A 25,683-nucleotide genomic window follows, 5' to 3' on the forward strand; every position below is an offset into this window, starting at 1 on the left:
CCGGGAGCTCAGCCGCGCTGGGCCGCAAGACCCGTCGCGACCCCCGATGCGAAGGCGGTGTCACAGGCGGGCCGCGCGTACGACTGGGCGCGCGTCGGTCCGTACACGCGGACGGCTGCCCGGCCGAGTGCGCGGGCGATCGAGGCGCAGTGCTTCGCCAGCGAGGGGCGGCCGTTCACCGCCTGCTGGAGATGCGTCAGCGCGACGCCCGGATTCTTCTCCTGGAGCTCCAGCAGGAGTCTGTCGCGCAGGACGTCCTGCGGGGCGCGGGAGGACGCACGTGTGGACACGTTCGTCGAGGAGGCGGTGAGCACCGAGTCCGAGGAGTTCCCCGACCAGTTGACTCGGGTGACCGCGAGGGTCCCGGAGAGAACCAGGACGACAGGCAGAACGAGGGCGAGGGTGCGGCCGATCCGGCGGGCGGGGCCACGGCCACGCCGGGTCCGTTGGTTAGTGGTGGAGTGCTTCACGCGAGTGAGGGTAGCGCGGGGTAATGATTTGGCGACATTTAGTCACCGGTTCGGGGGACGGAAAAGCGTCGAATTCGCGGTACGAGGTTGACGTACACGTATCGAAATGACCGGTCTGCCGGGGTATTTGTCGACAACGTCAAGAGCCCCGCAGCAGGCTGCGGGGCTCTTGACGTCAACTTGCGGGAATTCACCCTTTAGCGGGGGTGCGGAGCCCCCGCTTCTCAGTCGGTGAGGCGCTCGCCGGTGGAGCTCGAGAACACGTGGGTCTCGCCCGGGCGCGGCACGACGTGCAGCGTGGCGCCCTTCTCCGGGACCGCGCGGCCGCTGACGCGGACGACCAGGTCCGTGAGGTTGTCGTCGACCTTGGCGCTGCCGTAGACGTAACCGTCGGCGCCGAGCTCCTCGACGACGTTCACGGTGACGGCGAGGCCCGCCGGGGCGTCCTCGGTGTCCTTGGTGAGGGACTTCGCGGCGGCGCCGCCGTGCTCGACGATGTCGAAGTGCTCCGGACGGACGCCGACGGTGACCGTGCGGTCACCCTTGTCCGAGGCGGCCTTGAGCGCGTCGCGGTTGACCGGCACGACCGAGTTGCCGAACTTCACGCCGCCGTCGGTGATCGGGACCTCGACCAGGTTCATGGCGGGCGAGCCGATGAAGCCGGCGACGAACAGGTTCGCCGGGCGGTCGTACATGTTGCGCGGCGAGTCGACCTGCTGGAGCAGACCGTCCTTGAGGACTGCCACACGGTCACCCATGGTCATGGCCTCGACCTGGTCGTGGGTGACGTACACGGTGGTGATGCCGAGACGGCGCTGGAGGCTCGCGATCTGCGTACGCGTCGAGACGCGGAGCTTGGCGTCCAGGTTGGACAGCGGCTCGTCCATGAGGAACACCTGGGGCTCACGCACGATGGCGCGGCCCATGGCGACGCGCTGGCGCTGACCGCCGGAGAGCGCCTTCGGCTTGCGGCCGAGGTACTCGGTGAGGTCGAGGATCTTCGCCGCGTCCTCGACCTTCTGGCGGATCTCGGCCTTGTTGATGCCGGCGATCTTGAGCGCGAAGCCCATGTTGTCGGCGACCGTCATGTGCGGGTAGAGCGCGTAGTTCTGGAACACCATGGCGATGTCCCGGTCCTTGGGCGGCAGGTGCGTGACGTCGCGGTCACCGATGTGGATCGAGCCGCCGTTGACGTCCTCCAGGCCCGCGAGCATGCGCAGGGAGGTGGACTTTCCGCAGCCGGAGGGACCGACGAGGACGAGGAACTCGCCGTCCGCGACGTCGAGCTCGAGCTGGTCGACGGCGGGCTTGTCGCCACCCGGGTAGATGCGGGTCGCCTTGTTGAACGAGACAGTGGCCATGGTGAGGGCCCCCTTCACCGGCAGGAACGTGCCGGACGATCCGTTGTAAAGGTGGTGTCCACTACGGAAGTCCATAGTGGTGTAGTCCACATGAGTGAACTGGGTCAGGACGCTACCTGGCGTTCACCACCCCTGTCAGTACTCCGGAGCCGGTGAAGTTCGCCGATATTTTCGACAGGGACCCGCTGTGACGTGGGTACACTGCACGGGCACGCGCGCGCCACGCACCCGTGCAGGCCTCCTTAGCTCAGCTGGTCAGAGCGCCGCTCTTGTAAAGCGAAGGTCGTCGGTTCGAATCCGACAGGGGGCTCCGCAGAAGGCCCGGGTCGGGGGAATCCGACCCGGGCCTTCGGGTTCTCGCCGGGTGTCACCGGACAGCTGGTGTCAGCGGGTGACCTTCTTGGTGGCCCCGCTCACTGCCGACCCGTCGTGGTGACCGGTGCGACGGGCGGTCACCTTGACGGTGATCTTCTTGGTCAGCTGCGCCGACTTCAGGGTCAGCGAGGACTTCGTGGCCCCCGTGATCGCCTTGCCGCCCGCGTACCACTGGTACGCGTACGAAGTGGCGGCCGGGCTCCAGGTCCCCTTGCTCGTCTTCAGGGTGGCGCCGACCTTCGCCGTGCCGGTGATCGCCGGTGCCTTCGTCGCCTTGGGTGCGGTGCCCTTGGCGACGGTCACCGCCGCCGAGGTCGCCTCCCCGCTCTGCCAGCCGCTCTTGGCGGCCGTGACGGTCACCGTGAGCTTCTTGCCCAGCAGCGACGCCGGGATCTGGAACGTCGAGGCCGTGGCTCCCGGGATCACCGTGCCGTCGGCCTTCCACTGATAGCCGTACGACGACGGAGTGGCCGACCAACTGCCGGGTGCCGCGGTGGCCTTGGCGCCGACGGCGACCGTGCCCGTCACCTTGGGCGCGCTGGTGTTCTTCAGCTCGGGCGTGGTGACGGTGAAGGTGCCGCGCTGGAACTCCCAGCCGCCGGCCAGGACGCTGACGTTCCACGTACCAGCGGAGGCGCCGGTCAGGTCGAGGGTCGCCGTGAGCGTCTTGTTGTCGGCGGAGACCGAAACGGTCTTGCCGGTGAGGGTCGTGCCGCTCCGGGACAGCCGGACCGTGGCGTCCGGGGGGAGAGCGGTGCCGGTGACCGTGAGCGTGGGCTTCGTGCCGCTCGCCCCGGTGGTGGGGCCGACCGCGGTGACGGCGAGCTTTTCGGTGCCGCACAGGGCCGAGGAGCACTTCAGCCGTGCGCTGTAGGAGGTGGCGGACGCTTTCTCCGGCAGGCCGAGCACGAACACGGTGGGGGCGGCGGCCGAGGAGGAGCCGCCCACGGAGCACTGGTAGCCGGTCGGCAGGGCCAGCGTGCAGCCGTTGGCCCAGGAGCCGTTGTACAGCGCGGGCACCGCCGTGGCCGCGGCGCCGGACGTGTCGGTGATCTCCGCGTCGAAGTGGTCGAAACCGCCGGTGGGCAGCACCGCGCAGACGGCTGAGTGCGACTCGTCGAGCGTGCCGGTGACCGGTCCGTATCCGTAGGCGACCGAGGGGACCTTGGCGCACTCGGGTGCGGGACCGTCGGCACCCGCGATCCGCAGGGCGTCCAGGTGGTACTTCGGTGCCGCCTGGAGGTTGGCCGGGACCTGGACGAGGACCTGGTGGGTGGTGGATCCGGTGGCCGCGCAGGGGCGGTTGCGGAAGGAGCACTCGACGGTGCCGTCGCCCTTCACGACCGCGATGTTGGCGGTGCCGAGCGCGTCGCGCACGTCGACGTGGACGACGTCCGTGCCGGCGCCGGTGGTGACCTGGTGGCAGCGCAGGGTGCCCGGGGCGCCGTACGTGCCGGACACGGAGGGGCCGCCGACCTTGGCGGCGGCGGTCTTCGTGCAGCCCGCGGAGTCGGCGGTCGCGGTCATGTCACGCCGGCTGAGGGTGTACGTCGCGGCCTGGTCCCGGCCGGTGACGAGCACCGTGTGGGCCTTGCCGGGGGTGAGAGGGCAGATCGACCAGCCGTCGGTGGTGGCAGCGCGGTCGCAGACGCGCTTGCCGGACGAGTCGAGAACGGAGAACTTCGCGGCGACCGCGCCGGAGGTGGCGGCGAGCTGGATGACCTCCGCGCTCGTGTGGTCGTCGGCGGGGATGCTCAGGCAGTGCGAGAAGACGCCGTCACCGGTGGCCGGGGTGGCCTTGGCACCGCCGTCGGCGAAGCTTCCGGCGGGCAGGACGGGGCAGTCGCCCGCGCCGTCCGTGCGATGCAGGGCGACCGCGTACGGGCCGGTGTGGCTTTCACCGTCGTCGGCGTGGACGAGCGCGCGGTAGGGGGCGGTCCCGGTCAGGGCGCAGTCGCCGAGGACGAGCTTGTCCGCACTGCACTGTGCGGTGCCGTCGCGGTCGAGGACCTCCACCGCCGCGTCGACCCCGGAGGAGCCGAGCGGGGTGAGGGCCGCGATCGTGGCGCCCTTCGGGACGGTCAGCTCAAGGCAGTCGTACTGCCCCGCCGTGCTCAACTCGCCCTGGTGGAACCCTGTCCCGGTCTTCACGCAGCCGGCGTCGGAGGCGCGGTCGAGGACGATCAGGCCGCTGGGGGCGCCGGGGAAGGGGTAGGAGCCGTCGAGGACGGCGGTGTACGTGCCGGCGGCGGGAAGACGGCAGGGGCCGTCCTCACGGCAGATGGTCAGGCCGGCCGCGTCGTACACGCGGACCGGGCCGGTGGACCCGCTGTCGGCGACGGAGCGGACGAGGTACAGGCCCGCCTTGTCGGCGGTGAAGGTGAAGCAGGGGTTGGTGCCCAACTCCTGCTGCTCCAGAGGGCCGTAGGAGCGGACGCTGGAGGTGCGGCAGCCCTGCGGGCCGTCGAGACGGCGGACCTTGACGGCGTACTCGGCGGGGAAACCGTGCTCCCCGTACGAGACGTGGGACACCACGCGGTAGGGGCCGTGGCCCGGCAGGACGCAGCTGTCCTCGCCGTCCTCGGGGGACTGGGGGCAGATCCGGGCACCGCTCGCGTCGGTGATCCAGGCGAGGGACTCGCCATAGGACTTGGTGCCGTACGTCAGGCGGATGCGCTCACCGGGCTCGGCGTCGAACGGCTGGCAGTCGACCTCCACGGGGCTGACAGCGGTCCGGCCCACGGTCGGCAGGTTCCAGCCGGTGCCCGTCGTGTCGGCGCAGCCCCGCGTGGAGCCGAGGGGGACGACGGTGACCGCCGTGGTCTCGTCCTGCCAGCCGCTGTTGGTCACCTTGACGGTGTAGGTGCCCGCCGCGGGCAGGTCGCACATGCCCCGCGTGGAGTGGTCGGCGCCGCTGCAGTCCACAGCGGCGCCGTCGGCGTCCAGAACCTCGGCGTTCGCCTCGTTGTTGCTGTCGTCGAGCTCCACCAGGTGCAGACCGCGTTCGGCCGTGACGGTGAAGCAGGCGCTGCCGTCCGGCGGGACGGTGGCCTTGCCGACGGCGTCGCCCGGGTCGCCGAACGGCGCGAGGGCGAGGGGCGTGCACGTGGGGTCCGCGACCGATGGCGCGGCGTGGGCGGTTCCGCCCGACGCCGACAGCGAAGTGAGCAGAGAGACGAGAACGGTGAGCGCGAGCAGCAGTGCGGCGGGCGGCGTGCGTCTCGTGGACGCACAGGGTGCGGGCATCAAATCCCCCCGGATCAATGGTCAGTTACGCGATGTTCGCACAGAGGTATGACATCGCACGCCTGGCCACCGGTGGGACGGCAGTTGTCGGTGTGCCGTCAGTGGCGGCCCGCCACTCGGTCGGCCAGTTGGGCCAGGCGGGAGGAGTCTGCGCTGTGGGTGGTGAGTTCGCGGGTGTCGGCGGTGCGGTAGGTGGCGTACATGCCGTGGACGCCGAGCCAGCGGAAGGGTTCGGGTTCCCATTTGCGGACCTTGTGGCCGACCCAGGGGAGGGCGGTGAGGTCGGTGGGGCCGGCCTGGCCGGAGTCCTGCCGGACGAGATCGCGCAGGGTGCGGGCCGCGAGGTTGGTGGTGGCGACGCCTGAACCGACGTAGCCGCCCGCCCAGCCGAGGCCCGTGGCGCGGTCCAGGGTGACCGTGGCGCACCAGTCGCGCGGTACGCCGAGGACGCCGGACCAGGCGTGGGCGACCCGGACGCCGGTCAGGGACGGGAAGAAGCGGGTGAGGATCTCGTACAGGGCCTCGATGGTCGCCTGTTGGGTGCGGCCGTCGTTGTCGGTGCGGGAGCCGAAGCGGTACGGGACGCCACGGCCGCCGAGGGCGATCCGGCCGTCCGCCGTGCGCTGCGCGTACATGTACGCGTGCGCCATGTCGCCGAGGGTCTCGCGGCCCTCCCAGCCGATGGACTCCCATTGGGACGGGGTGAGGGGATCCGTCGCGATCATCGACGAGTTCATGGGGAGCCAGGTGCGCCGCTGGCCCTTGAGGGACGCCGTGAAGCCCTCGGTGCAGCGCAGGATGTAGGGGGCGCGGACCGTGCCGTACGGGGTGACGGCGTGTTTGGGGCGGATCTCCGTGACCGGGGTCTGCTCGTGGATTGTGACGCCGAGGGCCTCGACCGCCGCCGCCAGGCCCTTGACGAGCTTCACCGGGTGCAGCCGCGCCCCGTGCGGGGTCCAGGTGGAGCCGACGGCGTCCGCGACCCGGACCCGCTCGGCGGTCTCCCGGGCGCCGTACAGCTCACGGTCCTTCTCGCCGTACGACAGCTCGGTGGCGTGGAAGGCCTTCAATCGGGCCAACTGGGCCGGGGTGTAGGCCACTTCGAGGACGCCGCCCTGGTGGATGTCCGCCTCGACGCCTTCCTCGGCGGCGACCCGGACGACCTCGCCGACGGTCTCGTTCATGGCCCGCTGCAGGCGTACGGCCGCCTCGTGGCCGTGGAGCTTCGCGTACCGGTCGCGGCCCGCGATGCCGTTGTAGAGCCAGCCGCCGTTGCGCCCGGAGGCGCCGTACCCGCAGAACTTCTGTTCCAGGACGGTGATCCGGAGGAAGGGGGCCGCCTTCTTGAGGTAGTACGCCGTCCACAGGCCCGTGTAGCCGCCGCCGACGATGACGACGTCGGCGGACGCGTCGCCGGGCAGGGGCTCGCGCGGGGCGGGCAGGCCGTCCTGCGCGTACCAGAACGAGATACCGCCGTTCACCGGGCCGGGGGTGTGCGAGGTGGCGCTGCTCATGAGCGGACGCTAACCCCTGGAGGTGGGCAGTGTCTCCTTCGGATTTCGTGGTTTTCCGCGGCTCCGGACGAGCGGATGGCACGCCAGACCGATCAGGACGGAGGTGAAGTGTCCGAGGTCGGTGAAGGTGCGCCCGGTGACCAGCGGGACGCCGTAGACGGCGAGGACGACCACCAGATATCCGTACCGCCACGGCGGCGGGATGCGGTAGGTGAGGACGGCGACGACCCCGGCCAGCGCGTAACTCACCCCCACGTCCAGGGTGTTGACCGCCGAGTGCGGTGCCATGTCGTGCTGGATCGCCCACAGCAGCGCGCCCTCGCTCGCCAGGGTGGCCAGCACGTGCGCGGCGGCGCACACGGCGAGCCAGCGCGCGGTGCCGAGCCAGTGTTCGGCCGGCGCGTGGAAGACGGTGTAGAGCGCCACGTACGGAAGCCAGCGGCCGCCGTCGATCCACATCGCGCTGGCGATCAGCACCCGCACCGGATTGCTGGACAGCTCGTGGATGTTGGTCGAGCGCTGCCGCAGGAACTGCTCCTCGAACTCGGGTGACATGTGATGCAGTGCCACCGTGGTGAGGAAGAGGATCGTCAGCCAGATGTACGTTCCCGGGGCGCGGGCGATGTACGACCTGACGGCGCGCAGAGCTCGACTCATGGGGTGATTGTGGTGGTGTGGGACGTCCGGCTGCTGGAGCGGGGGGCGGAGTTTCTGCGGCGATGGGGACTGCGGCAGGAGGGGGAGCCGATGAGCGGCCGGGCCTCGGTCGTGCTGCCGGTGGTGCGCGGCGACGGGACGCGGGCCGCGCTGAAGCTCCAGGACCTCGACGACGAGACGGCCGGTGAGGCGCTCGCGCTGCGCACCTGGGACGGCGACGGTGTCGTACGACTGCTGGACGACGACCCGGCGACCGGCACGCTGCTCCTGGAGCGCCTCGACGAGAACCGGCCGCTGGCCGCCGTACCGGATGTGCTGGAGGCGACCGGGATCCTCGCGGAGCTCCTCGCACGGCTCACCTCCGTACCGGCGCCGGCGGGGCTGCGGCACCTCGGCGATCTGGCGGCGGACATGGCCGGGCGGGTGCCCGGGGCGCTGGCGGCGCTGTCGGAGGAGAGCGACCGGCGGCTGCTGCGGGACTGTGCGGCGGCGGTGCGCGAGGTCGCGGGGGAGCCGGGGGACCGGCTGCTGCACTGGGATCTGCACTTCGAGAACGTGCTGGCCGCCGACCGCGAGCCCTGGCTGGTCATCGACCCGAAGCCGCTCGCCGGCGACCCCTGCTTCGACCTGCTGCCCGCCCTGTGGAACCGCTTCGACGACGGGCAGCTGCTCCGGCGGTTCGACCTGCTGACGGAGGCGCTGGGCCTGGACCGGGACCGGGCGCGCGCCTGGACCCTGGGCCGGGTGCTGGAGAACTCGCTGTGGCGGATCGAGGACGGGGAGGGGCCGGACCCCCAGCAGGCCGCGATCGCGCGGCTGCTGCTCACGCGGACGGGACGCGGCGGCTGAGCGGAAGGGGGTGCGCGACCCGTGGCCGGGCCGAGAGCGCGCGGCTGCTCCTGGCAGGGACGGGGCGCGGCTGACACGGGAGCCGGCGCGTAACCTGCCCGCATGATTCGCACCGCGACCCCCGCTGACGTCCCTGTCATCCGCTCGATGATCCGTGAACTGGCCGAGTACGAGAAGGTCGTGCACGAGGCCCGCGCGAGTGAGGAGCAGTTGCGCGAGGCGCTGTTCGGGGACCGGCCGGCCGCGTTCGCGCACATCGCCGAGGAGGCGGGCGAGCCTGTCGGCTTCGCGCTGTGGTTCCTCAACTTCTCCACCTGGCGCGGGGTGCACGGGATCTATCTGGAGGACCTGTACGTACGTCCGCAGGCGCGCGGCGGCGGCCACGGCAAGGCGCTGCTCACCGAACTGGCGAAGATCTGCGTCGAGCGCGGTTACGAGCGCCTGGAGTGGGCGGTGCTGAACTGGAATCGGCCCTCCATCGACTTCTACGAGGCGCTGGGCGCCCGGCCGCAGGACGAGTGGACGGTCTACCGGCTGACGGACGACGCGCTCGCGAAGATCGGCTCACCGGGCGTGTAGTCCGCGCTCCCGGACGCCTGGCTCACGGGACCGACTCGGGCACAGGTGCCCCGGCGGGCTCGTGCTTGGGCGCCCGCGCCGTGACCATCAGGCCCGCGACCACGCCCGCGAGCAGCATGATGCCGGCGGCCCACCAGATGGCCACCGTGTAGCCGTGCACGATGCCCTCCCGGACGATCAGCGCCTTCTGCGCCGGGTCGCGGAGGTGGGCGGCGACGAAGGCCGTACTGCTGGTGGTGGCGATGGTGTTGAGCAGCGCCGTACCGATCGAACCGCCCACCTGCTGGGCGGTGTTGACGGTCGCGGAGGTGACGCCCGAGTCCTGCGGGGCGACCCCGGAGGTCGCGGTGGCGAAGACCGGCATGAAGGTCAGACCCATGCCGAGGCCGATCAGCAGCAGCGCGGGCAGCAGTTCGGTGGCGTACTCGGAGTGGACCGTGAGCTGGGTGAGGATCACCATGCCGCCCGAGGCGAGCAGCATGCCCGGGACCATCAGCATGCGGGGCGCGGCGTGCTGCAGCAGCCGGGCCGAGATCTGCGTCGAGCCGACGATGATCGCGGCGGTCAGGGGCAGGAAGGCCATGCCGGTCTTCACGGGCGAGTAGCCGAGGATGACCTGGAGGTAGTAGGTCATGAACAGGAACATGCCGAACATGCCGATGACGGCGAGCCCCATGGTCAGGAAGCAGCCGGCGCGGTTGCGGTCCTTGACGATGTGCAGCGGGAGCAGCGGCTGGGGAGCCCGCGTCTGCCACCACACGAACGTGGCCAGCAGCACGACGCCCGCGGCGAAGAGCCCGAGGACCAGCGGATCCGTCCAGCCGCGTGACTCGGCCTCGCTGAAGCCGTAGACGATCGCGACCAGTCCGCCGCAGCCCAGTACCGCGCCCGGTACGTCGAGCCGGGCGCCCGCCTGGCCGGGGCGGTCGTGGAGCAGGGCGAGCCCGCCGAAGACGGCGACCGCCGCGATGGGGATGTTGACGTACAGGCACCAGCGCCAGTTCAGGTACTCGGTCAGCAGTCCGCCCGCGACGAAGCCGATCGCGGAGCCGCCGCCCGCCAGTGCGCCGTAGATCCCGAAGGCCTTTCCGCGCTCCTTCGGGTCGGTGAAGGTGGTGGTGAGGAGCGACAGCGCGGAGGGGGCCAGTACGGCGGCGAAGGCGCCCTGGAGCGCGCGGGCGCCGAAGAGCATGCCGGACGTGGTGGCCGCGCCGCCGATCGCGGAGGCGACGGCGAAGCCGACCAGGCCGACGATGAACGTGCGTTTGCGGCCGACGAGGTCGGCGATCCGGCCGCCCAGCAGCAGCAGCCCGCCGAAGGCCAGCGTGTACGCCGTGATGACCCACTGACGGTTGCCGTCGGACATGTGCAGCGCGTTCTGCGCGGACGGGAGCGCGATGTTCACGATCGTCGCGTCCAGGACCACCATCAACTGGGCAAGGGCGATGATCACCAGGCCCCACCAGCGGTGCGGGTCGGCGCCTACGGGTTCACCTGTTCGGGTGACACTCACCCGCCCAGAAGACCATGGAACGGGAGGAGTCGCATCTCCGGGCGACTCCTGTTCCGGACCGGTGGATCCGGCCGGGTCGCGGCGTGTTCCCGGCACGGCGGGCCTGTTCCGGACCGGTGGATCCGGACCGGTCACGGCCTGTTCCCGGCACGGCCGGCCTGTTCCGGACCGGTGGATCCGGCCGGGTCGCGGCGTGTTCCCGGCACCGTGGAGGCGTGCGCCGGTCTGCCGGTCTCCTCGGGCCTGGCCGGGCCTCGCACTTCCCGCGGCCACCGCCCGCGCCCGGTCACGGCTCCAGCACCACCTTGCCGGTCGTGCCCCGCGTTTCCAGGGCGCGGTGCGCGGCGGCTGCCTCCGCGAGCGGGAAGCGCTGCACCGTGGGGGTGAGACGGCCGGCCGCCGCCTCGGCGAGGGCGCGCAGCTCCAGGGTGCGTACGGGATGGGGGCCGCCCGCCTTGCCCAGCATCACGGAACCGAGGACCTGCTCGGACACCCCGTCGACGAGATACGGGACACCGGTCTGCAGGCCCTCGCCGGACCAGCCGAAGACGAGGTGCCGGCCGCCGGGGCCGAGGAGGTCGACGGCGGCCCGGGCGACCGCGCCGCCGACCCCGTCGAAGACGACGGTGGCCGTCCGGGCGCCCAGGTATTCACGGACACGCGCCGGCCAGTCCCCGTCCTTGTAGTCGACGGCCAGGTCGGCGCCGTTCGCCCGGACCAGGGCCACCTTCTCCGGGCCGCCCGCGAGGCCGATCACCGTGGCGCCCGCGTGCTTCGCGTACTGCACGAGGAGCGTGCCGATACCGCCGGCGGCCGCGGGGACCACGGCCACGGAGTCCGGCCCGAGATCGGCGAACTGCAGGATTCCCAGCGCCGTACGGCCTGTTCCGATCATGGCGACGGCCTGGGCGAAGTCCAGGTTCTCCGGCACCTCGTGGAGGCGGTCGGCGTCGGTGACGGCCAGTTGGGCGTAACCGCCCGGGGCGAAGCCGAGGTGGGCGACGACGCGCTTGCCGAGCCAGTCCCCGGTGACGCCCTCGCCGAGGGAGTCGACGGTGCCGGCGACCTCGCGGCCCGGGATAGTGGGCAGCGCGGTGGGCCGCGGGGCCGGCCCCTGCGCCCCCTCGCGCAGGGCAGCGTCCAGGAGGTGGACGCCGGCCGCGACCACGGCGATCCGGACCTGGCCCGGGCCCGGCTCGGGGTCCTCGGTCTTCTCCAGAGTCAGGTTCTCGGCGGGACCGAAGGCGTGCAGACGGATGGCGTGCATGACGGGCTCCTCACGGGACGACGTGCACTCAGCCTTCAACCTCAAGCTTCCTTGAGGTCAAGGCGTTCGCGGATCCTGAGGGCCAAGGTCACCGCTTCCAGGGCGCTGTTGAAGGACACCTCCGAGAGGACGCCCGGGGCAGCGACCTGGTCGCCGGCGAGATAGACCCCGTCGCCGCGGTCGATGGCGGGGCGGTCGCGCCAGCTGGTGCCGGGCAGGTCGACCGCGCCCGTACGGCCCTGCGCGGTGGCCTCCCGACGCCAGGTCACGCGCTCGCGCCAGCCCGGGAACCCGAGGTCGAGCAACTGCTCGGCGCGCGCGACACCGTCGGCCCGGGACTCGTGCGGCCCGATCGGGATCTGGCCCTGGACGAGCTGCTGCCCGGCGGGTGCGAGGGTGCGGTCCTGGGCCGTGAAGCGTTCGATCCAGCCGGGTGCGTCCAGGTCGGAGACGGCGAACGCGTCACCGCGGCGGGTGCGCACGGCCAGGTCGACGAGGGCCGTACGGCCGCCCGTCCAGACCAGGGAGTCGTCCCGAAGGAGCCGGCGGGCCGCGTCGAGGGAGGTGGCGACGACGACCGGGCCCTGGTTCTCGGGGAGCGCGTCGACGCGGGCGAGGGTCTCCATCCGCACCCCGAGGTTCCAGGCGCGGGCCGCCATCCGGTCGATGACGCTCGCCCAGCCGCCGCGCGGGTAGTGCGCCTCCGGTGGCAGCTTGGTGGCCCGGCGCAGCCGCTCCTGCACGAACGCGGCGGACAGTGCGCCGGGGTCGTGGTGGAAGAGGGCGACGGCGGAGTAGTTCGCGGCTGCCCTGGCGCCCTCCTCGCCCGCCCGTGCGGTCGCCCACGTCATGAAGTCGGTTTCCACGGGCGCCTGTTGGGCCGTGTGACGCAGCAGCTTGAGCATCGCGAAGGGCGGGGTACGGCGCAGCACGCCCTGGTGGCGCAGCCGCAGCCGGGCCGCCTCCAGGGGCGGGAGCGGGGCGAGCGGGCCGAGCAGGTCGCGCTGCTTGAGCCAGGTCCAGTGCGGGCCGCCGCTGTAGAGGGCGTGCGGGCCCTCGTTCGTCCGGTACGGGCCCTCGGCGGTGCGGGCCCGGCCGCCGAGGGTGTGGTGGGCTTCGTGGACGGTGACCTTGGCGCCGGCCTCGGCGGCGGTGATGGCGGCGGTGAGTCCGGCGAAGCCGCCGCCGATGACGGTGATGCGGTGCATGACTGGGTCTCCCTCTGGTCCGGTGGATCCGGTGGATCCGGTCCTGTGATCCGGTCCTGTGATCCGGTCGTACCGACCCGGGTCTCGTCGGTCGGGCTGTGGCTGCGGCTGCGGCTGGGCGTCTGCGCGAAGGACTGTCTGTCTTCGAGAAGGGCTGGGTGTCTGTGAGAAGGGCTGCGGGTCTGTGAGTAAGGACTGTTCGAGGGCACCGGAATGTGACATCGGGGGTGAACTGGCAGGTCAGGGGCGGTTGTCAGCGGTGGGGTGCAGCATGGGGGCATGGTGCGGAAGACGGCGGGCGCAGCGGGCAGGGCGGGCAGAGCGGGTCGGGGCGAGAAGCTGGTGAAGGGGGCGCGGCGGCCCGGGGTGCGCCTGCCGCCGCTCGACCCCTTCACGGGCGGCGAGCTGGAGCCGGACGGGGACTACGACGGTCTGGAGTTCCGGGAGACGGACTTCGCCGGGCAGGACGGAGGGGGAGCGCGCTTCATGGACTGCGCGCTCACGGGATGCGCGCTGGACGAGACGCGGCTGCACCACGTGCGCCTGCTGGACTCCGTCCTGACGGGGACCCGGGGGGTGGGCACGGATCTCGCGGAGGCGACCCTGCGGGACGTCGAGCTGGTCGACGCCCGGCTGGGCGGGGTGCAGTTGCACGGTTCCGTGCTGGAGCGGGTGCTGGTGCGCGGCGGCAAGATCGACTATCTGAACCTGCGCAAGGCGCGGCTGAAGGACGTGGTCTTCGAGAGCTGCGTGCTCGTGGAGCCGGACTTCGGGGGCGCCCGGCTGGAGCGCGTGGAGTTCGTGGACTGCGTCCTGAAGGGCGCGGACTTCAGCGCGGCGACCCTGACGGACGTGGACCTGCGGGCCGCGGCCGAGCTGGACATCGCACGGGGCGTCGACCGGCTCGCCGGTGCGGTGATCAGCCCGAGCCAACTGATGGATCTGGCACCGGTGCTGGCGGCGGAGATGGGGGTGCGGGTGGTGGGGATCGGGGAGGAGTGAGGGCGCCGGATTGGCCCGCGGGGCGGGGTGGGGCGGGGCGCGTGTGCGGGGGTTCTGTCGTGCGTCGGCCGTTTGTGCGCGGGTTCAGCCCACCCGGGGGCGGCGGGCGGGTCCGGTCCAGAGGGAGGGGCGGCTGTAGGGGTGGGTCCTGCCGTGCTCCGGCCAGCCGTGCGCGGGTTCAGCCCGCCCGGGGATGGTGGGCGGGACGGGTCGAGGGGGGCGCGTACGCAGAGAGCAGCCGTGCGCCGAACCGCTGTGCGCCGGTTCAGCCCACCCGGGGATGGCGGGCCTGGAGGGTCCAGATCGCCGGGTTGTCGCCCAGGCCCTCGTGCAGGTCGATGAGGTCGGCGAGCAGGTCGTGCAGGAAGTCGCGGGCCTCGCGGCGCAGTTCGGAGTGGGAGAAGGTCAACGGCTCCTCGTCGCGCCGCATCCAGTCGGCCTCGATGTCCACCCAGCCGAAGCGCCGCTCGAAGAGCATGCGGTCGGACGACTCGGTGAAGTCGAGCTCCGCGTGCTGCGGGCGGGAGGCCCGGCTGCCGCGCGGGTCCTGGTCGAGCAGCTCGACGATGTCGCACAGCGCCCACGCGAAGTCCAGTACCGGCACCCATCCCCAGGCTGTGGACAGCTCCCGGTCCGCCTTGGTGTCGGCGAGGTAGACGTCACCGCAGAACAGGTCGTGACGCAGCGCGCGGACGTCCGCGCGCCGGTAGTCGGTCTGCGGGGGATCCGGGAAGCGGTTGGAGAGGGCGTAGCCGATGTCGAGCACGTACGTGATGGTGTCACGGCCTCGTAGGATCATGGACGTGCCCCGATCTTCCGCCTCCGTACCCTTTGCCCTGGCCGCGGCCCTGGTGCTCACCGCCTGCAGCGGAGGTGTGCACGGCACCCCGGGCGCCGCCGGCGTACGCGACCCGTACTTCCCGAAGGCGGGCAACGGCGGCTATGACGTGACGCACTACGGCCTGACCCTCTCCTACGACCCCGACGGCCGGGACCTCACCGGCAGCGCCGAGATCACGGCCCGCGCGACGAAGAACCTCAGCGCGTTCCATCTCGACCTGAAGGGCCTGGACGTCAAGAGCGTCACCGTCGAGGGCCGGGAGGCGAGCTGGAACCGCGCGGGCCAGGAGCTGACGGTGCGCCCGCACGACGACCTCGACCGTGGTGAAACGTTCCGCGCGACGGTCCGCTACTCGGGCAGCCCGGAGACGATCACCGACCCGGACGGCTCCAAGGAGGGCTGGCTGCACACGGCCGACGGCGCCCTGGCGCTCGGTGAACCCACCGGCTCGATGGCCTGGTTCCCCGGCAATCACCACCCCAGCGACAAGGCGTCGTACGACATCGCCGTCACGGTCCCCGAGGGCCTGCGGGCGGTCTCCAACGGGGAGTTGCGCAGCGAGACGACCCGGCAGGGGCGCAGCACGTTCCGCTGGCACACGGCGGAACCGATGGCGAGCTACGTGGCGATGGTCGCGATCGGCGCGTTCGACATCCGGCGCTCGACGACCAAGAGCGGCCTGCCGGTGTACGTCGCCGTCGACCCCGGCCAGGCGAAGGCGAGCGCCGAGGTGCTGGCGAAGCTGCCCGGGATCATGGAGTGGGAGGCGTACAACTTCGGGCCGTACCCCTTCGCCTCGACCGGCGCGGTGGTCGACCAGGGCGACGACGTGGGCTACGCACTGGAGACCCAGAACCGCCCGGTCTTCCCCGGCGCCCCCGACACCGCGACCCTCGTCCACGAGCTGGCCCACCAGTGGTACGGCGACTCCGTCACCCCCAAGTCGTGGCGGGACATGTGGCTCAACGAAGGCTTCGCGACCTACGCCGAGTGGCTCTACGAGGAGGACCACGACGGCGACACCGCCCAGGAGACCTTCGACGCGCTCTACCGGGGCGACTACTACGACGACGCGTCCGCCGGCGAGGCGGTCTGGGCCTTCCCGCCCGCGAAGCCCACGAGCGCCGCGCACATCTCCGACAGCCCGGTCTACGAGCGCGGCGCGATGGTCCTCCACAAGATCCGCCGGACCGTCGGTGACGACACCTTCTACGACATCATCCAGGGCTGGGCCGCCACCCACCGGCACGGCAACGCGGACACCGCCGACTTCACCGCGTACGTCGAGAAGAAGGCGCCGGACAAGGACTTCAGCGAAATCTGGAAGGACTGGCTCTACGGCGACGGAAAGCCGGCCCGCCCCTGACGCACCCGGCCGTGGGTCACAGCGGTTTGTGCAGTACGGCTGCCGTGGAGCACAGGGGGTTGCGCAGTACGGCGGCTGCCGGTCACAGGGGTTTGCGCAGTACGGCTGCCGTGGAGCACAGGGGGTGCGCAGTACGGCGGCTGCCGGTCACAGCGGTTTGCGCAGTACGGCGCAGGCGCGCCCCCGCTGAAGATCCTTGCGGTCGCCGATCACCTCGTAGCCCAGCGCGGTCCAGAAGGCGAGGCCGCCGGGGTTGTTGTGGAGGACGGCGAGGCGTACGGCGGCGCGGCCCGCGGAGCGGAACCGGCCCTCGACGAGGGACGCGATCTGCCGTCCGTGGCCCTTGCCCTGTTCACCCGCGTCCACCAGGAGCAGCCCGATCCAGGGATCGGGGTCGGCCGGGTCGGGATGGTGCGCGAGGGTGATCGCCACCCCGACGAGCCGCCCGGCACTGCGGGCCAGGAGCACCTCCGCGTCCGGATGGGCCAGCTCGTCGGCGAGCGACTTCGCCACCTGCTCGGGCCGGATGTCGTCCGGGTCCGGGAAGTCCCCGCTGAGCGCGTAGAAGTCACGGTTGGAGACGTGCAGCGCGGTCAGCTCGGTCAGCAGCGGGGCCGGGATGTCGTGGTCGGGGGTGAGACGGAGGGGTTCGAGGATCATGCGCGGCACCCTACAAAGGGCCGCCGGCCGCCGGCCCCGGTCAGGTAAGTCGCCGCCCCGTCTTCGCCGACTGCCGGTTGTGTCCCTTCGTGTCCCACCACTCTTCCGGCCTCCAGCAGACAGCAGCACCAGCGACGGCCGGCTGATTGACCGTGCAGGCCGTCAGAAGGAGGATGAGGCGGTACTCCGGCGCAGGGTTGGCGGCCCGCACGCGATGGCCGAACAGCGGAGGAACATGAACATGGTCAGCGGTAACCGCACCATTCCCGACGCGTCCGCCCTGACCGGGTGGCGTAAGTCCAGTTACAGCGGAGGCGGTAACGGCGACTGCCTCGAAGTGATCGTCGGGCAGGGCGCCGTCCGCGGCAAGTTTCCCGTCTGAGCCCGGGGCGCACCCCGAGCGAGTGGCCTCTGTCGTATGTGACAGGGGCCGCTGTCACATCAGGCGCCCTGCGGCTGTGTGCCGTGCGGACGACTGGCAGTCGCCGGATGGTCAGCAAAGGCGGTGCGGATCAGGGGGGTTGGGCAGGGCTGAGCCCCCGGTGGGTACCAGGGGCTCAGCAACTCGTGCCAGACGGGCGGAACTCAGACGTTCACGCCGAAGTCCTGGGCGATGCCCGTCAGGCCCGACGCGTAGCCCTGGCCGACGGCGCGGAACTTCCACTCGGCGCCGTTGCGGTAGAGCTCGCCGAAGACCATGGCCGTCTCCGTCGCCGCGTCCTCGGAGAGGTCGTAGCGGGCGATCTCGGTGCCGCCGGCCTGGTTGATGATGCGGATGTACGCGTTGCGGACCTGGCCGAAGTTCTGCGAGCGGGTCTCGGCGTCGTAGATCGAGACGGGGAAGACGATCTTGTCCACGTCGGCCGGGAGGCCGGCCAGGTTCACGTTGATCGCCTCGTCGTCGCCCGCGCCCTCGCCCGTGCGGTTGTCGCCGGTGTGGACGATGGTCTGGTCCGGGGTCTGCTTGTTGTTGAAGAAGACGAAGTGGGCGTCCGAGTAGACCTTGCCCTCGGGGTTGACCGCGATGGCCGAGGCGTCCAGGTCGAAGTCGGTACCCGTGGTGCTGCGGACGTCCCAGCCGAGGCCCACGGTGACGGCGGTCAGGCCCGGAGCCTCCTTGGTGAGCGAGACGTTGCCACCCTTGGACAGGCTTACAGCCATTGTTGGGAGTCCCTTCCCTCGTTATGTACGAACGGGCTTCGCACTGAGGACGAAGCTACCGTCACCCCTATGAACGCCGAGGGGGGTCCCCGAGGTTCCGCCTGCCTTTACTTTCTTTACCCGACCGCAGCGAAAACCGGGTGACGTGGACCGGACACGCACGCGACCATGGACCCATGTCCGGTCCCTACGTCATCCGCGGCTCCGTCTCCCTTCCCGAGGCCGAGCTCCTGTGGCGTTTCTCGCGGTCCTCGGGCCCTGGCGGACAGCACGTCAACACCAGCGACTCCCAGGTCGAGCTGCGGTTCGACCTCGCGAAGACCGAGGCGCTGCCGCCGGTGTGGAAGGAGCGCGCCCTCGACAGACTCGCCGGCCGGCTGGTCGACGGGGTCATCAGCGTGCGCGCCTCGGAGCACCGCTCGCAGTGGCGGAACCGCGAGACCGCGGCCGTACGGCTCGCCTCCCTGCTCGCCGAGGCGAGCGCGCCGCCGCCCAAGCCGCGCCGGGCCACCCGTATCCCGCGCGGGATCAACGAGCGCCGGCTGCGCGAGAAGAAGCAGCGGTCGGACACCAAGCGCGGGCGTTCCGGCCGCGGCTGGGGTTAGGACCTCAGGGCCTGCCTCGCGGAAGGCCGCCTCGCGGAAGGCCGCCTCGCGGAAGGCCGCCTCGCGAACCGCGTCACATCGACACCGCTGTCTGTCACATCGGCGGCCCGTCATCCGTCAAGCCACTGACGGATCAAGCCCTGACGGATCAAGCCACTGACGGACCGTGACCAGGAGATGTGAGCGATGAGCGAGAGCGAATTCCGGAAGGCGGCCCTGCCGGATCCGGATGGCCGGACCGTGCGGAGCCCTGCCTCCAAGGCACCCGTCTTCGAGGCGCCTGCCTCCAACGCACCCGTCTCCAAAGCGGAGGAGACCGAGTTCCTCGCCGCGCGCTTCGAATCCCACCGCGCACATCTGCGTTCCGTCGCGTACCGCATGCTCGGCTCGCTCACCGAGGCGGACGACGCCGTCCAGGAGGCCTGGCTCAGGCTCAGCCGCTCCGACACCACGCAGGTCGGCAATCTCGGCGGCTGGCTGACCACCGTCGTCGGCCGGGTCTGCCTCGACATGCTCCGCTCCCGCAAGAGCCGCGGCGAGGAGCCCCTGGAGGAGCCGGGCCTGCGGATGCCGGAGCCGGTGCTCAGCCCCGTGACCGGTGTCGACCCCGAGCAGCAGGCGCTGCTCGCCGACTCGGTGGGCCTCGCGCTGCTCGTCGTCCTGGAGAACCTGGCCCCGGCCGAGCGGCTCGCCTTCGTGCTGCACGACCTCTTCGCGGTGCCCTTCGACGAGATCGGCCCCATCGTGGGCCGTACGCCGGCGGCGGCACGGCAGCTCGCCAGCCGGGCCCGGCGCCGGGTCCAGGGCGGGGCTCCGGCGCCCGACGCCGGCCCGGCGCAGCAGCGGGAGGTCGTCGACGCCTTCCTGGCCGCCGCCCGGGACGGCGACTTCGACGCGCTCGTCGCCGTCCTCGCGCCGGACGTGGTCGCCCGCTCCGGGGCCGGTGTGACGACCGGCGCGGCGGCCGTGGCGGCGGGCGCGAGCGGCTTCGCGCACCTGGCCCGTGTCGCGCTTCCCGCCCTGGTCAACGGCGTCGCCGGCCTTGTGGCCGTCGTCGACGGGCGCCCCGTGAGCGTGCTGGCCTTCACCGTCGTACGCGGGAAGATCGCCGTCATCGACATCCTGCGGGACCCGGAGCGCCTGGCCGCGCTCGACGTGACGGTCCTCGGCTAGGCCTTTCCCGGTGCGTATCCGGTCGTACCCCGTGCGGTCGCGGGCCCGCGGGCTCATCCTGGAAGGAGCGGGAAGCCCCGGTCCCAGGGGCCCCGGAGGTGATCGTGATGGCACAGACAGCTGTCGGATGGCATGTCGAGCTGGAATTCGCGGAGGACGACCACCGCACCCGTGCCGCCGCCCTCGTACGACTCCCCGACGGGAGCGAGGTGCGGGCGCACGGTTACTCCAGCCGCCACCCCTCCGACTCGAACCAGCCACGGGTGGGCGAGGAGGTGGCCGGCGCCAGGGCGCTCAACGAACTGGCGATGCGGCTGCTGACCAAGGCGCACGACGAGATCGACGAGGAGTCGGGCCGCACGTCCCACCCGCTGACGGCGTGACACCCCGGACGGCCGCCGAGGCGCGCAACGGCCGCCGGGCTAACCGAGCTGCTGGTACCGCCCCTTGAAGTACAGCAGCGGTCCCCCGTCGGCGCTGGGCACGGACGCGGTCAGGACGCGGCCGATGACGAGCGTGTGGTCGCCCGCGGGCACGCGTTGCTCCGTGCGGCACTCCAGGGTGGCCAGCGCGCCCCTCACCAGCAGGGCGCCGGACTCCGCGCCGCGTACGTACGGGATGTCCTCGAAGAGGAGCCGGTCGCTGATGCGGCCCTTCATGGCGAACCGGCCCGCGATGTGGCGCTGGCTCTCGGAGAGCACCGAGACCGCCCAGCCGGGCTGCTCGTCGAGCAGGTCGTCCATCCGGGAGCCGTTCCGCAGGCTGATCAGGACCAGGGGCGGGTCGAGCGAGACGGACATGAAGGCTGTCGCCGTCATGCCGATGTCGTCGCCGCCGGGCCCGTCCGGATCAAGGGCGGGCTCGTGCGCGGTCACCAGGACCACGCCCGCGGCCAGCCGGGACATGGCGGCGCGGAACTCTTCGTTGCTCACCCCCTCAGCATGCCCGTCGGCGGGAGACGCGTGAGCCGCGTGGGGCACAGCGGACCCGGTGGGGGCGGGGCCCTCGGCGGCACGGGCGGCAGGGGGAGTCTTCAGCACCCGGAAAACGCTAGTCTCCGGTGCCGGGCCGGCACATCGGGCCAGGGCCCGAGCCGGGTCCTAGGACCAGGGACCGACCCCGGAGAGAACCCGCTCCCGCGCGTGATGAACACAACTGCTCACAGGCTCCGCACAGTCCCCCAATTTGCGGTCGGTAAACACACAGCGAAAATGCAGAAACTCCACTCAATTGCTCATGTTCTGCTGTGACTTGAGTCACAGGAGCCATATTTTGTTGACCCTGTGTACCGAGTGAGCAGCGCGCTGTGATTCAGTGGCTGGGACGCTGCGAGCAGCTGGCCGTGAAGCTACCAAGCAGTACGGAACAGGCGGTTCGAAGCAGCACGAAGCAGTACGAAGCAGTACGCAGAAGAGCACCCAAGTACGCCGAAGAGAACCCTGGAGTTGCTGCGAGGTCTCGGGGGGAGGGCGAATGGAGACCGAGTCGGAGCCGTACGTCCGCCTGACGACCCTGCGGCAACTGCATCAGGTCATGGCGGACATGAACACCGCGCGCAGCCTGGCGGACACGCTGCAGACGGTCGCCGACGGCGTGGTCAACGGCCTCGGCTACGAGCTGGCGTGTGTCAATCTCGTACGCCCCGACGGTGATCTCGTCGTCGCCGCGCTCGCCGGGAACTCCGCCGCCGAGGCCCTCATCACCGGCCGGGTCGGATCCCGCACCTCCTGGGACCGCCGGCTGAACATGGGCGAGGCCTGGGGCGACCTGCGCTTCATACCGCACACCGAGGGCTGGGTCCTCGACGAGGACGACGTACCGCAGTGGTACACCGACGGGCCCGCGCCCCGCTTCGAGGACGAGTGGCACCCCTCCGACCGCCTCTTCGCGCCGATGCACACCCCCGGCGCCCAGGGCGGCGGCTCCGGTGAGCTGATCGGCGTCCTGTCCGTCGACCGCCCGCGCAACGGCCGCAGGCCCGGCGCCTGGGGCCGCGAGGCGCTCCAGATGTACGCGTTCCAGGCGGCCATCGCGATCAGCAACGCCCGGCTGCGCGCCAACATGCAGCGCGCGCTGGTGCGCCTCGAGCGTGAGCAGCAGGCCCTGCGCGCCAGCGAGGAAAGCTTCCGGCAGGCCTTCGAGTACGCCCCCTCCGGCATGGCCATCGCCGAGATGGGCGGCGACCAGCACGGCCGGATCCTGCGGACCAACGACGCCCTGTGCCGGCTGCTCGGCCGGCCCGCCTCCGCGATGCGCCGCTACTCCTTCTCCGACCTCGTCCACCCCGAGGACATCGGCACGCTGCTGCGGACCTCCGCCGAGGGCGGCCGGGCCGAGCTGCGTCTCGGCCGTCGCGACGGCACCTATGTCTGGGTCAGCCTGCGCAACTCCGTGGTCGCGGACGCCGCCGACGGGCCCCGTTTTCTGCTCACCCACGTCGAGGACATCGAGGAGCGCAAGCGCCGCGAGCTGCAGCTCGCCCACCGCGCCTCGCACGACTCGCTCACCGGCCTGCCGAACTCGGCGGAGCTGCGCTCCCGGCTCGGCGCCCGCCTCTGCCAGCGCCCGCAGTCGCTGCTGCCCGGCGCCGTCGCCTCGCTGGACGCGGCGTACGGGCACGCCCCGCTCACACCGGAGCTTCCCGCCACGTACGACGGGGACAGTGGGCACGCCTTCGACTTCCGGCCGGGCCCCGGTCCGTTCGACGCCTTCGACCACCATGTCCACACCATCGCGCCCGAGGGCGAGACCGACGACGGCGCCAAGGGCCTCGCGGTGCTCTTCTGCGACCTCGACGGCTTCAAGTCGATCAACGACCGCTTCGGGCACAACGCGGGCGACGCGGTGCTCGTCGAGGTCGCGCGACGGCTGACCAACGTCGTCCGGGACGGTGACACGGTCGCCCGGCTCGGCGGCGACGAGTTCGTGGTCCTCGCCGACGGACTCGGCCGGGCCGACGCGCAGGACCTCGCCGTACGGCTGCGGAACGCGATCATTCCGCCCATCCGGGTCGACGGACGGGCCGTCCGGGTGGGGGCGAGTTTCGGCATCGGATGGGCACACTGCGGCATGACGGCGGACGAGGTGTTGAAATCCGCTGACGAGCGGATGTACGTAGAGAAACGGTCTCGTCCCAAACAGCATCGGCGTGCTGGATAACACCCTGGTCAGTGGATGGGTGAGGTCTGAGTCACCCGTTTGGGCCCGCCGGAGCGGGTAGGCTCGCCATTCATCCATGTACCGCATCGCACCCGCACCCGTTAGAGGAGTACCTAGGGATGACGCCCGGCAACAACGGCGCGAGCACGCCCGAGGACGACGACCCGTTCGGCTATCTGTACGCCGACGGGCAGGCCGCCGGAGCCCAGCCGCCGAGTGGTGGCGGTGGCTACGGCTACCCCGGCTCGGTGAACCGGGTGCGCGCGGTCGGTGAACGACAGTACGGCCAGGGCCAGACCGCGCAGTACGGTCAGGCCCAGACGGCGCAGTACGGCCAGGTCCCGCAGCAGCAGTACGGCCAGCAGCAGTCCTACGGGCAGCCGGGCGCGCACTACGCGGCGCCCGAGACCGCCCCCGGGGGAGCGCCCACCACCCGGCAGTCGCCCGACGGCGGCGGGCGGGGCCGCGGTCCCAACACCAGGGGCCTGCTGATCGGTGCGATCGCCGTGGTGGCCGCCGTCGTGATCGGCATCGGCATCGCGATGCTCGGCGGCGACTCCGACGACGACAAGGGCGGCAGCGCGTCGGGTTCGACCCCGACGGCCTCCGACAGCGCCGAGCCCAGCCAGTCCGCCACCCAGCAGTCCGGCGACGAGGGTGCCCTGCCCACGATCGACGCCAAGGCCCTGAAGCTGGACGGCGGCGCCACCACGGCGTCCGACGTCAAGGGCGCGAAGGCGGCCGGCGGCGTCTATGTGACGAACTTCAACCAGGCCGGCGCCGCGGTCACCTGGACGGTGAACGACATCCCGAAGAGCGGGAAGTACACCGTCTACACCGGTTACAGCGTGCCCGGCGTGGACGCCAACGCCACCCTCACGATCAACGGCAAGCCGCAGACCACTCCGCTCGACCTGAAGAACTGGACGGGCGCGAGCCAGGGCGACTACGAGAAGGGCTGGACGAAGACCTACAACTACATCCAGCTCAACAAGGGCACGAACACGATCAAGGTCTCCTGCGAGCAGGGGAACCAGTGCGACGCCTATCTCGACCAGCTGTGGCTGGTGAAGGGCTGGAAGGGCTAGGGCCTGTCCGGTCGATCACGGCTAAGACGCGGGGTCGGGCGGGTGCGAGGCGGCCGCTGTCCCTACTCTTCGGCGCGCTTCCAGTCGACGACCCTGCCGCAGCGCCGGCAGCGGTAGAGCAGGATGTTCCGCTCGCGCACCGGGTGCCGTCGGCCCGTCTCCCTTATCTCCTTGATCCGGGTGTGGGCGCACCGGGTGCCGGCCGCTTCGGCTTCGGCACGGTACCCGCGGTACCACCACGAGCCGTCCGGCCCGAAGGTGAACTGTTTTCCCGACTCCTCGTCACGTGCCGCCGACCAGCACCGCAGCAGGCCACCGAGTCGGACCCACAGGGTCCATTCGTTGCCGCACACCGGGCAGCACCAGCCGCTCCCGGTTTCGTATCTGGCCAGCGAGTGGCTCCAGCCGGGCTCTCGCCGGTATGCGGACAGGCCGGAATACTGTTCCCGCCAAGGGTGCAGGCTGTAGGCCCTGGGCCGGCCGTAGTGCTGACACGCATGGCCCCACACAGGCCTGTTGCTCATGCTCCCCAACTCCAGCCGGTATCCCTGTTGTTGCGGGCGCGCCAGGCAGCGAGCGCGCGCGTCTAGGCCGCCGTGGCCCCTTCCGTGACCGATACCCGGTCCAGCAGCTCCTCGTACGCGGAGTGGTCGAACTCGCCTGCCGCCGGGGCGAGTACGGTCGCCGCCGAGAGTGCCACCGCCCGGGCCAGGCGCTCCGGCCACGGCAGGCGCTCCACCAGCCCCGACAGCAGGCCCGCGACCGCCGAGTCGCCGGCACCGGTCGGGTTGCCGCGCACCCGGCGCGGCGGGGCCGCCCGCCAGCGGCCCTCGGCGTTGACCGCGAGAAGTCCCTGCGCGCCCAGTGAGGCCACGACCGTGTGCGCGCCCCGTCTGCGGGCGTCCCGGGTGGCCTGCAACGGGTCGTGGGAGCCGGTGAGTTCGGCCAGTTCGTCGGCGTTCGGCTTGACGATGTCCGGGCGGGCGGCGATGCCCCGGCGCAGCGGCTCCCCACTGGTGTCCAGGAGCACCGGGACCCCCGCCGCGCGGGCCGCCCGGACGAGCCCCGCGTACGCGCCGACCGGCACCCCGGGCGGCAGGCTGCCGCACAGGGCGATGGCCGAAGCGGAGCGCAGCAGGTCCTCGTAGACCTCGTGGAAGGCGGCCCACTCGGCCGAAGTGATCGTCGGCCCCGGCTCGTTGAGCTGGGTCGTGTCGCCCGTCGCCGTGTCCGCCACGGCTATCGTGCGGCGGGTCGGCCCCGCCACCGGAAGCAGCGCGTCGACCACTCCGGCGCAGTGCGCCAGCCGGTCCCGCACGGCGGCTCCGGTCGCACCGCCGGCGAAGCCCGTGGCCGTCACCTCGTGGCCGAGGGCGGCGAGCACCCGGGCCACGTTCAGGCCCTTGCCGCCGGGGCGTTCGGTCACCTCGGTCACCCGGTGCGAGGTGTGCGGGGTCAGGGACCGGACGCGATAGGTGATGTCGAGAGCGGTGTTCAGCGTGACCGTGAGGATCATCTGGGCCGACCTCCCCCGAAGTTGAAGCTGCGTACGCGCTCGCCGGCTGTTGCGGAGGTTCCGATCATGCCAA

24 protein-coding genes and 1 tRNA gene are annotated in these 25,683 nt (G+C 71.6%); 11 read left to right on the top strand and 14 right to left on the bottom strand.

Translation table 11 applies throughout. The annotated features are described in order from the left end of the window. Positions 1-8 precede the first annotated feature (8 nt). Together ACFVYF_RS27325 and ACFVYF_RS27330 are read right to left on the bottom strand one after the other, a co-directional pair. Positions 9-470 carry a hypothetical protein gene (locus ACFVYF_RS27325; RefSeq protein ID WP_389459517.1) on the bottom strand — a complete coding sequence of 154 codons (462 nt, stop codon included), beginning with the start codon at positions 468-470 and terminating at the stop codon, positions 9-11. Between the two features lie 224 nt (positions 471-694). Beyond that, positions 695-1,831 (bottom strand): ABC transporter ATP-binding protein, encoded by a 1,137-nt coding sequence (locus ACFVYF_RS27330; RefSeq protein WP_389459519.1) that lies wholly within the window; start codon positions 1,829-1,831, stop codon positions 695-697. Positions 1,832-2,067: 236 nt separating this feature from the next. Here ACFVYF_RS27330 and ACFVYF_RS27335 point away from each other — a divergent pair. Beyond that, positions 2,068-2,141 (top strand) — tRNA-Thr (locus ACFVYF_RS27335). Positions 2,142-2,215: 74 nt separating this feature from the next. Here the strand turns inward: ACFVYF_RS27335 and ACFVYF_RS27340 are convergent. The 3 genes from ACFVYF_RS27340 to ACFVYF_RS27350 form a co-directional block, all read right to left on the bottom strand. Continuing rightward, positions 2,216-5,452: a Tat pathway signal protein gene (locus ACFVYF_RS27340; protein ID WP_389459521.1), complete on the bottom strand. Its 3,237-nt coding sequence runs from the start codon at positions 5,450-5,452 to the stop codon at positions 2,216-2,218. A gap of 98 nt (positions 5,453-5,550) precedes the next feature. Continuing rightward, on the bottom strand, positions 5,551-6,966 hold the full coding sequence (locus ACFVYF_RS27345) for an NAD(P)/FAD-dependent oxidoreductase (RefSeq protein WP_389459523.1): 1,416 nt from the start codon (positions 6,964-6,966) through the stop codon (positions 5,551-5,553). Positions 6,967-6,975: 9 nt separating this feature from the next. Beyond that, positions 6,976-7,623, bottom strand: coding sequence for a rhomboid-like protein (locus tag ACFVYF_RS27350; RefSeq protein ID WP_389459525.1), 648 nt, complete (start codon positions 7,621-7,623; stop codon positions 6,976-6,978). A gap of 3 nt (positions 7,624-7,626) precedes the next feature. Between ACFVYF_RS27350 and ACFVYF_RS27355 the strand changes: the two genes are divergently transcribed. Beyond that, positions 7,627-8,472 carry an aminoglycoside phosphotransferase family protein gene (locus tag ACFVYF_RS27355; RefSeq protein WP_389459527.1) on the top strand — a complete coding sequence of 282 codons (846 nt, stop codon included), beginning with the start codon at positions 7,627-7,629 and terminating at the stop codon, positions 8,470-8,472. Between the two features lie 102 nt (positions 8,473-8,574). Next, on the top strand, positions 8,575-9,051 hold the full coding sequence (locus tag ACFVYF_RS27360) for a GNAT family N-acetyltransferase (protein WP_389459529.1): 477 nt from the start codon (positions 8,575-8,577) through the stop codon (positions 9,049-9,051). 22 nt (positions 9,052-9,073) lie between these two features. On the opposite strand, the gene ACFVYF_RS27365 is transcribed toward ACFVYF_RS27360, so the two are convergent. From ACFVYF_RS27365 to ACFVYF_RS27375, 3 genes are all read right to left on the bottom strand, one after another. Further along, a complete protein-coding gene (locus tag ACFVYF_RS27365) occupies positions 9,074-10,564 on the bottom strand; it encodes an MFS transporter (protein WP_389459531.1) in 1,491 nt (496 codons plus the stop codon). Positions 10,565-10,850: 286 nt separating this feature from the next. Continuing rightward, positions 10,851-11,831, bottom strand: coding sequence for a zinc-binding dehydrogenase (locus ACFVYF_RS27370; protein ID WP_389459533.1), 981 nt, complete (start codon positions 11,829-11,831; stop codon positions 10,851-10,853). Positions 11,832-11,872: 41 nt separating this feature from the next. Continuing rightward, positions 11,873-13,039: an FAD-dependent oxidoreductase gene (locus tag ACFVYF_RS27375; protein WP_389459535.1), complete on the bottom strand. Its 1,167-nt coding sequence runs from the start codon at positions 13,037-13,039 to the stop codon at positions 11,873-11,875. A 279-nt stretch (positions 13,040-13,318) separates the two neighbouring features. On the opposite strand from ACFVYF_RS27375, the gene ACFVYF_RS27380 reads away from it, so the two are divergent. Further along, a complete protein-coding gene (locus tag ACFVYF_RS27380; RefSeq protein ID WP_389459536.1) occupies positions 13,319-14,041 on the top strand; it encodes a pentapeptide repeat-containing protein in 723 nt (240 codons plus the stop codon). A 265-nt stretch (positions 14,042-14,306) separates the two neighbouring features. On the opposite strand, the gene ACFVYF_RS27385 is transcribed toward ACFVYF_RS27380, so the two are convergent. After that, a complete protein-coding gene (locus ACFVYF_RS27385) occupies positions 14,307-14,840 on the bottom strand; it encodes a hypothetical protein (RefSeq protein ID WP_389459537.1) in 534 nt (177 codons plus the stop codon). Between ACFVYF_RS27385 and ACFVYF_RS27390 the strand changes: the two genes are divergently transcribed. Next, positions 14,839-16,248, top strand: a complete 1,410-nt coding sequence (locus ACFVYF_RS27390) for a M1 family metallopeptidase (protein WP_389459539.1) — start codon at positions 14,839-14,841, stop codon at positions 16,246-16,248. The two genes, ACFVYF_RS27385 and ACFVYF_RS27390, sit on opposite strands and share 2 nt — an antisense overlap. A 147-nt stretch (positions 16,249-16,395) precedes the next feature. Here the strand turns inward: ACFVYF_RS27390 and ACFVYF_RS27395 are convergent, their stop codons facing one another. Beyond that, positions 16,396-16,908, bottom strand: a complete 513-nt coding sequence (locus tag ACFVYF_RS27395; protein ID WP_389459540.1) for a GNAT family N-acetyltransferase — start codon at positions 16,906-16,908, stop codon at positions 16,396-16,398. 241 nt (positions 16,909-17,149) lie between these two features. On the opposite strand from ACFVYF_RS27395, the gene ACFVYF_RS27400 reads away from it, so the two are divergent. Then, the gene (locus ACFVYF_RS27400) at positions 17,150-17,290 is read left to right on the top strand and encodes a DUF397 domain-containing protein (protein ID WP_389459541.1); all 141 of its coding nucleotides are present in this window, start codon (positions 17,150-17,152) and stop codon (positions 17,288-17,290) included. A gap of 203 nt (positions 17,291-17,493) precedes the next feature. Here the strand turns inward: ACFVYF_RS27400 and ACFVYF_RS27405 are convergent, their stop codons facing one another. Continuing rightward, positions 17,494-18,069, bottom strand: a complete 576-nt coding sequence (locus tag ACFVYF_RS27405) for a TerD family protein (RefSeq protein WP_389459542.1) — start codon at positions 18,067-18,069, stop codon at positions 17,494-17,496. Between the two features lie 176 nt (positions 18,070-18,245). Here ACFVYF_RS27405 and arfB point away from each other — a divergent pair, with 176 nt between their 5' ends. The 3 genes from arfB (at position 18,246) to ACFVYF_RS27420 (ending at position 20,230) form a co-directional block, all read left to right on the top strand. Next, positions 18,246-18,674, top strand: coding sequence for an alternative ribosome rescue aminoacyl-tRNA hydrolase ArfB (gene arfB / locus ACFVYF_RS27410; protein WP_389459544.1), 429 nt, complete (start codon positions 18,246-18,248; stop codon positions 18,672-18,674). Positions 18,675-18,860: 186 nt separating this feature from the next. Then, complete coding sequence (locus ACFVYF_RS27415) at positions 18,861-19,847, top strand: sigma-70 family RNA polymerase sigma factor (protein WP_389459545.1); 987 nt, start codon at positions 18,861-18,863, stop codon at positions 19,845-19,847. A 107-nt stretch (positions 19,848-19,954) separates the two neighbouring features. Next, positions 19,955-20,230 carry a DUF1876 domain-containing protein gene (locus ACFVYF_RS27420; RefSeq protein ID WP_383276941.1) on the top strand — a complete coding sequence of 92 codons (276 nt, stop codon included), beginning with the start codon at positions 19,955-19,957 and terminating at the stop codon, positions 20,228-20,230. 39 nt (positions 20,231-20,269) lie between these two features. Here ACFVYF_RS27420 and ACFVYF_RS27425 read toward each other — a convergent pair whose 3' ends face one another. Beyond that, complete coding sequence (locus ACFVYF_RS27425; protein WP_389459637.1) at positions 20,270-20,827, bottom strand: flavin reductase family protein; 558 nt, start codon at positions 20,825-20,827, stop codon at positions 20,270-20,272. Positions 20,828-21,320: 493 nt separating this feature from the next. Here ACFVYF_RS27425 and cdgB point away from each other — a divergent pair, with 493 nt between their 5' ends. Beyond that, positions 21,321-23,006 carry a diguanylate cyclase CdgB gene (gene cdgB, locus ACFVYF_RS27430; protein WP_389459546.1) on the top strand — a complete coding sequence of 562 codons (1,686 nt, stop codon included), beginning with the start codon at positions 21,321-21,323 and terminating at the stop codon, positions 23,004-23,006. Between the two features lie 119 nt (positions 23,007-23,125). Then, positions 23,126-24,094, top strand: a complete 969-nt coding sequence (locus ACFVYF_RS27435; protein ID WP_389459548.1) for a carbohydrate-binding protein — start codon at positions 23,126-23,128, stop codon at positions 24,092-24,094. A gap of 62 nt (positions 24,095-24,156) precedes the next feature. On the opposite strand, the gene ACFVYF_RS27440 is transcribed toward ACFVYF_RS27435, so the two are convergent. Together ACFVYF_RS27440 and ACFVYF_RS27445 are read right to left on the bottom strand one after the other, a co-directional pair. Then, positions 24,157-24,447: a hypothetical protein gene (locus tag ACFVYF_RS27440; protein WP_389459549.1), complete on the bottom strand. Its 291-nt coding sequence runs from the start codon at positions 24,445-24,447 to the stop codon at positions 24,157-24,159. 233 nt (positions 24,448-24,680) lie between these two features. Then, entirely contained in the window at positions 24,681-25,610 is a 930-nt protein-coding gene (locus tag ACFVYF_RS27445) for a 1-phosphofructokinase family hexose kinase (protein WP_389459551.1), read from the bottom strand. Positions 25,611-25,683: the final 73 nt, after the last annotated feature.

Source organism: Streptomyces sp. NPDC058274 (genome assembly GCF_042881375.1).
In the GTDB taxonomy this organism is placed as follows: domain Bacteria; phylum Actinomycetota; class Actinomycetes; order Streptomycetales; family Streptomycetaceae; genus Streptomyces.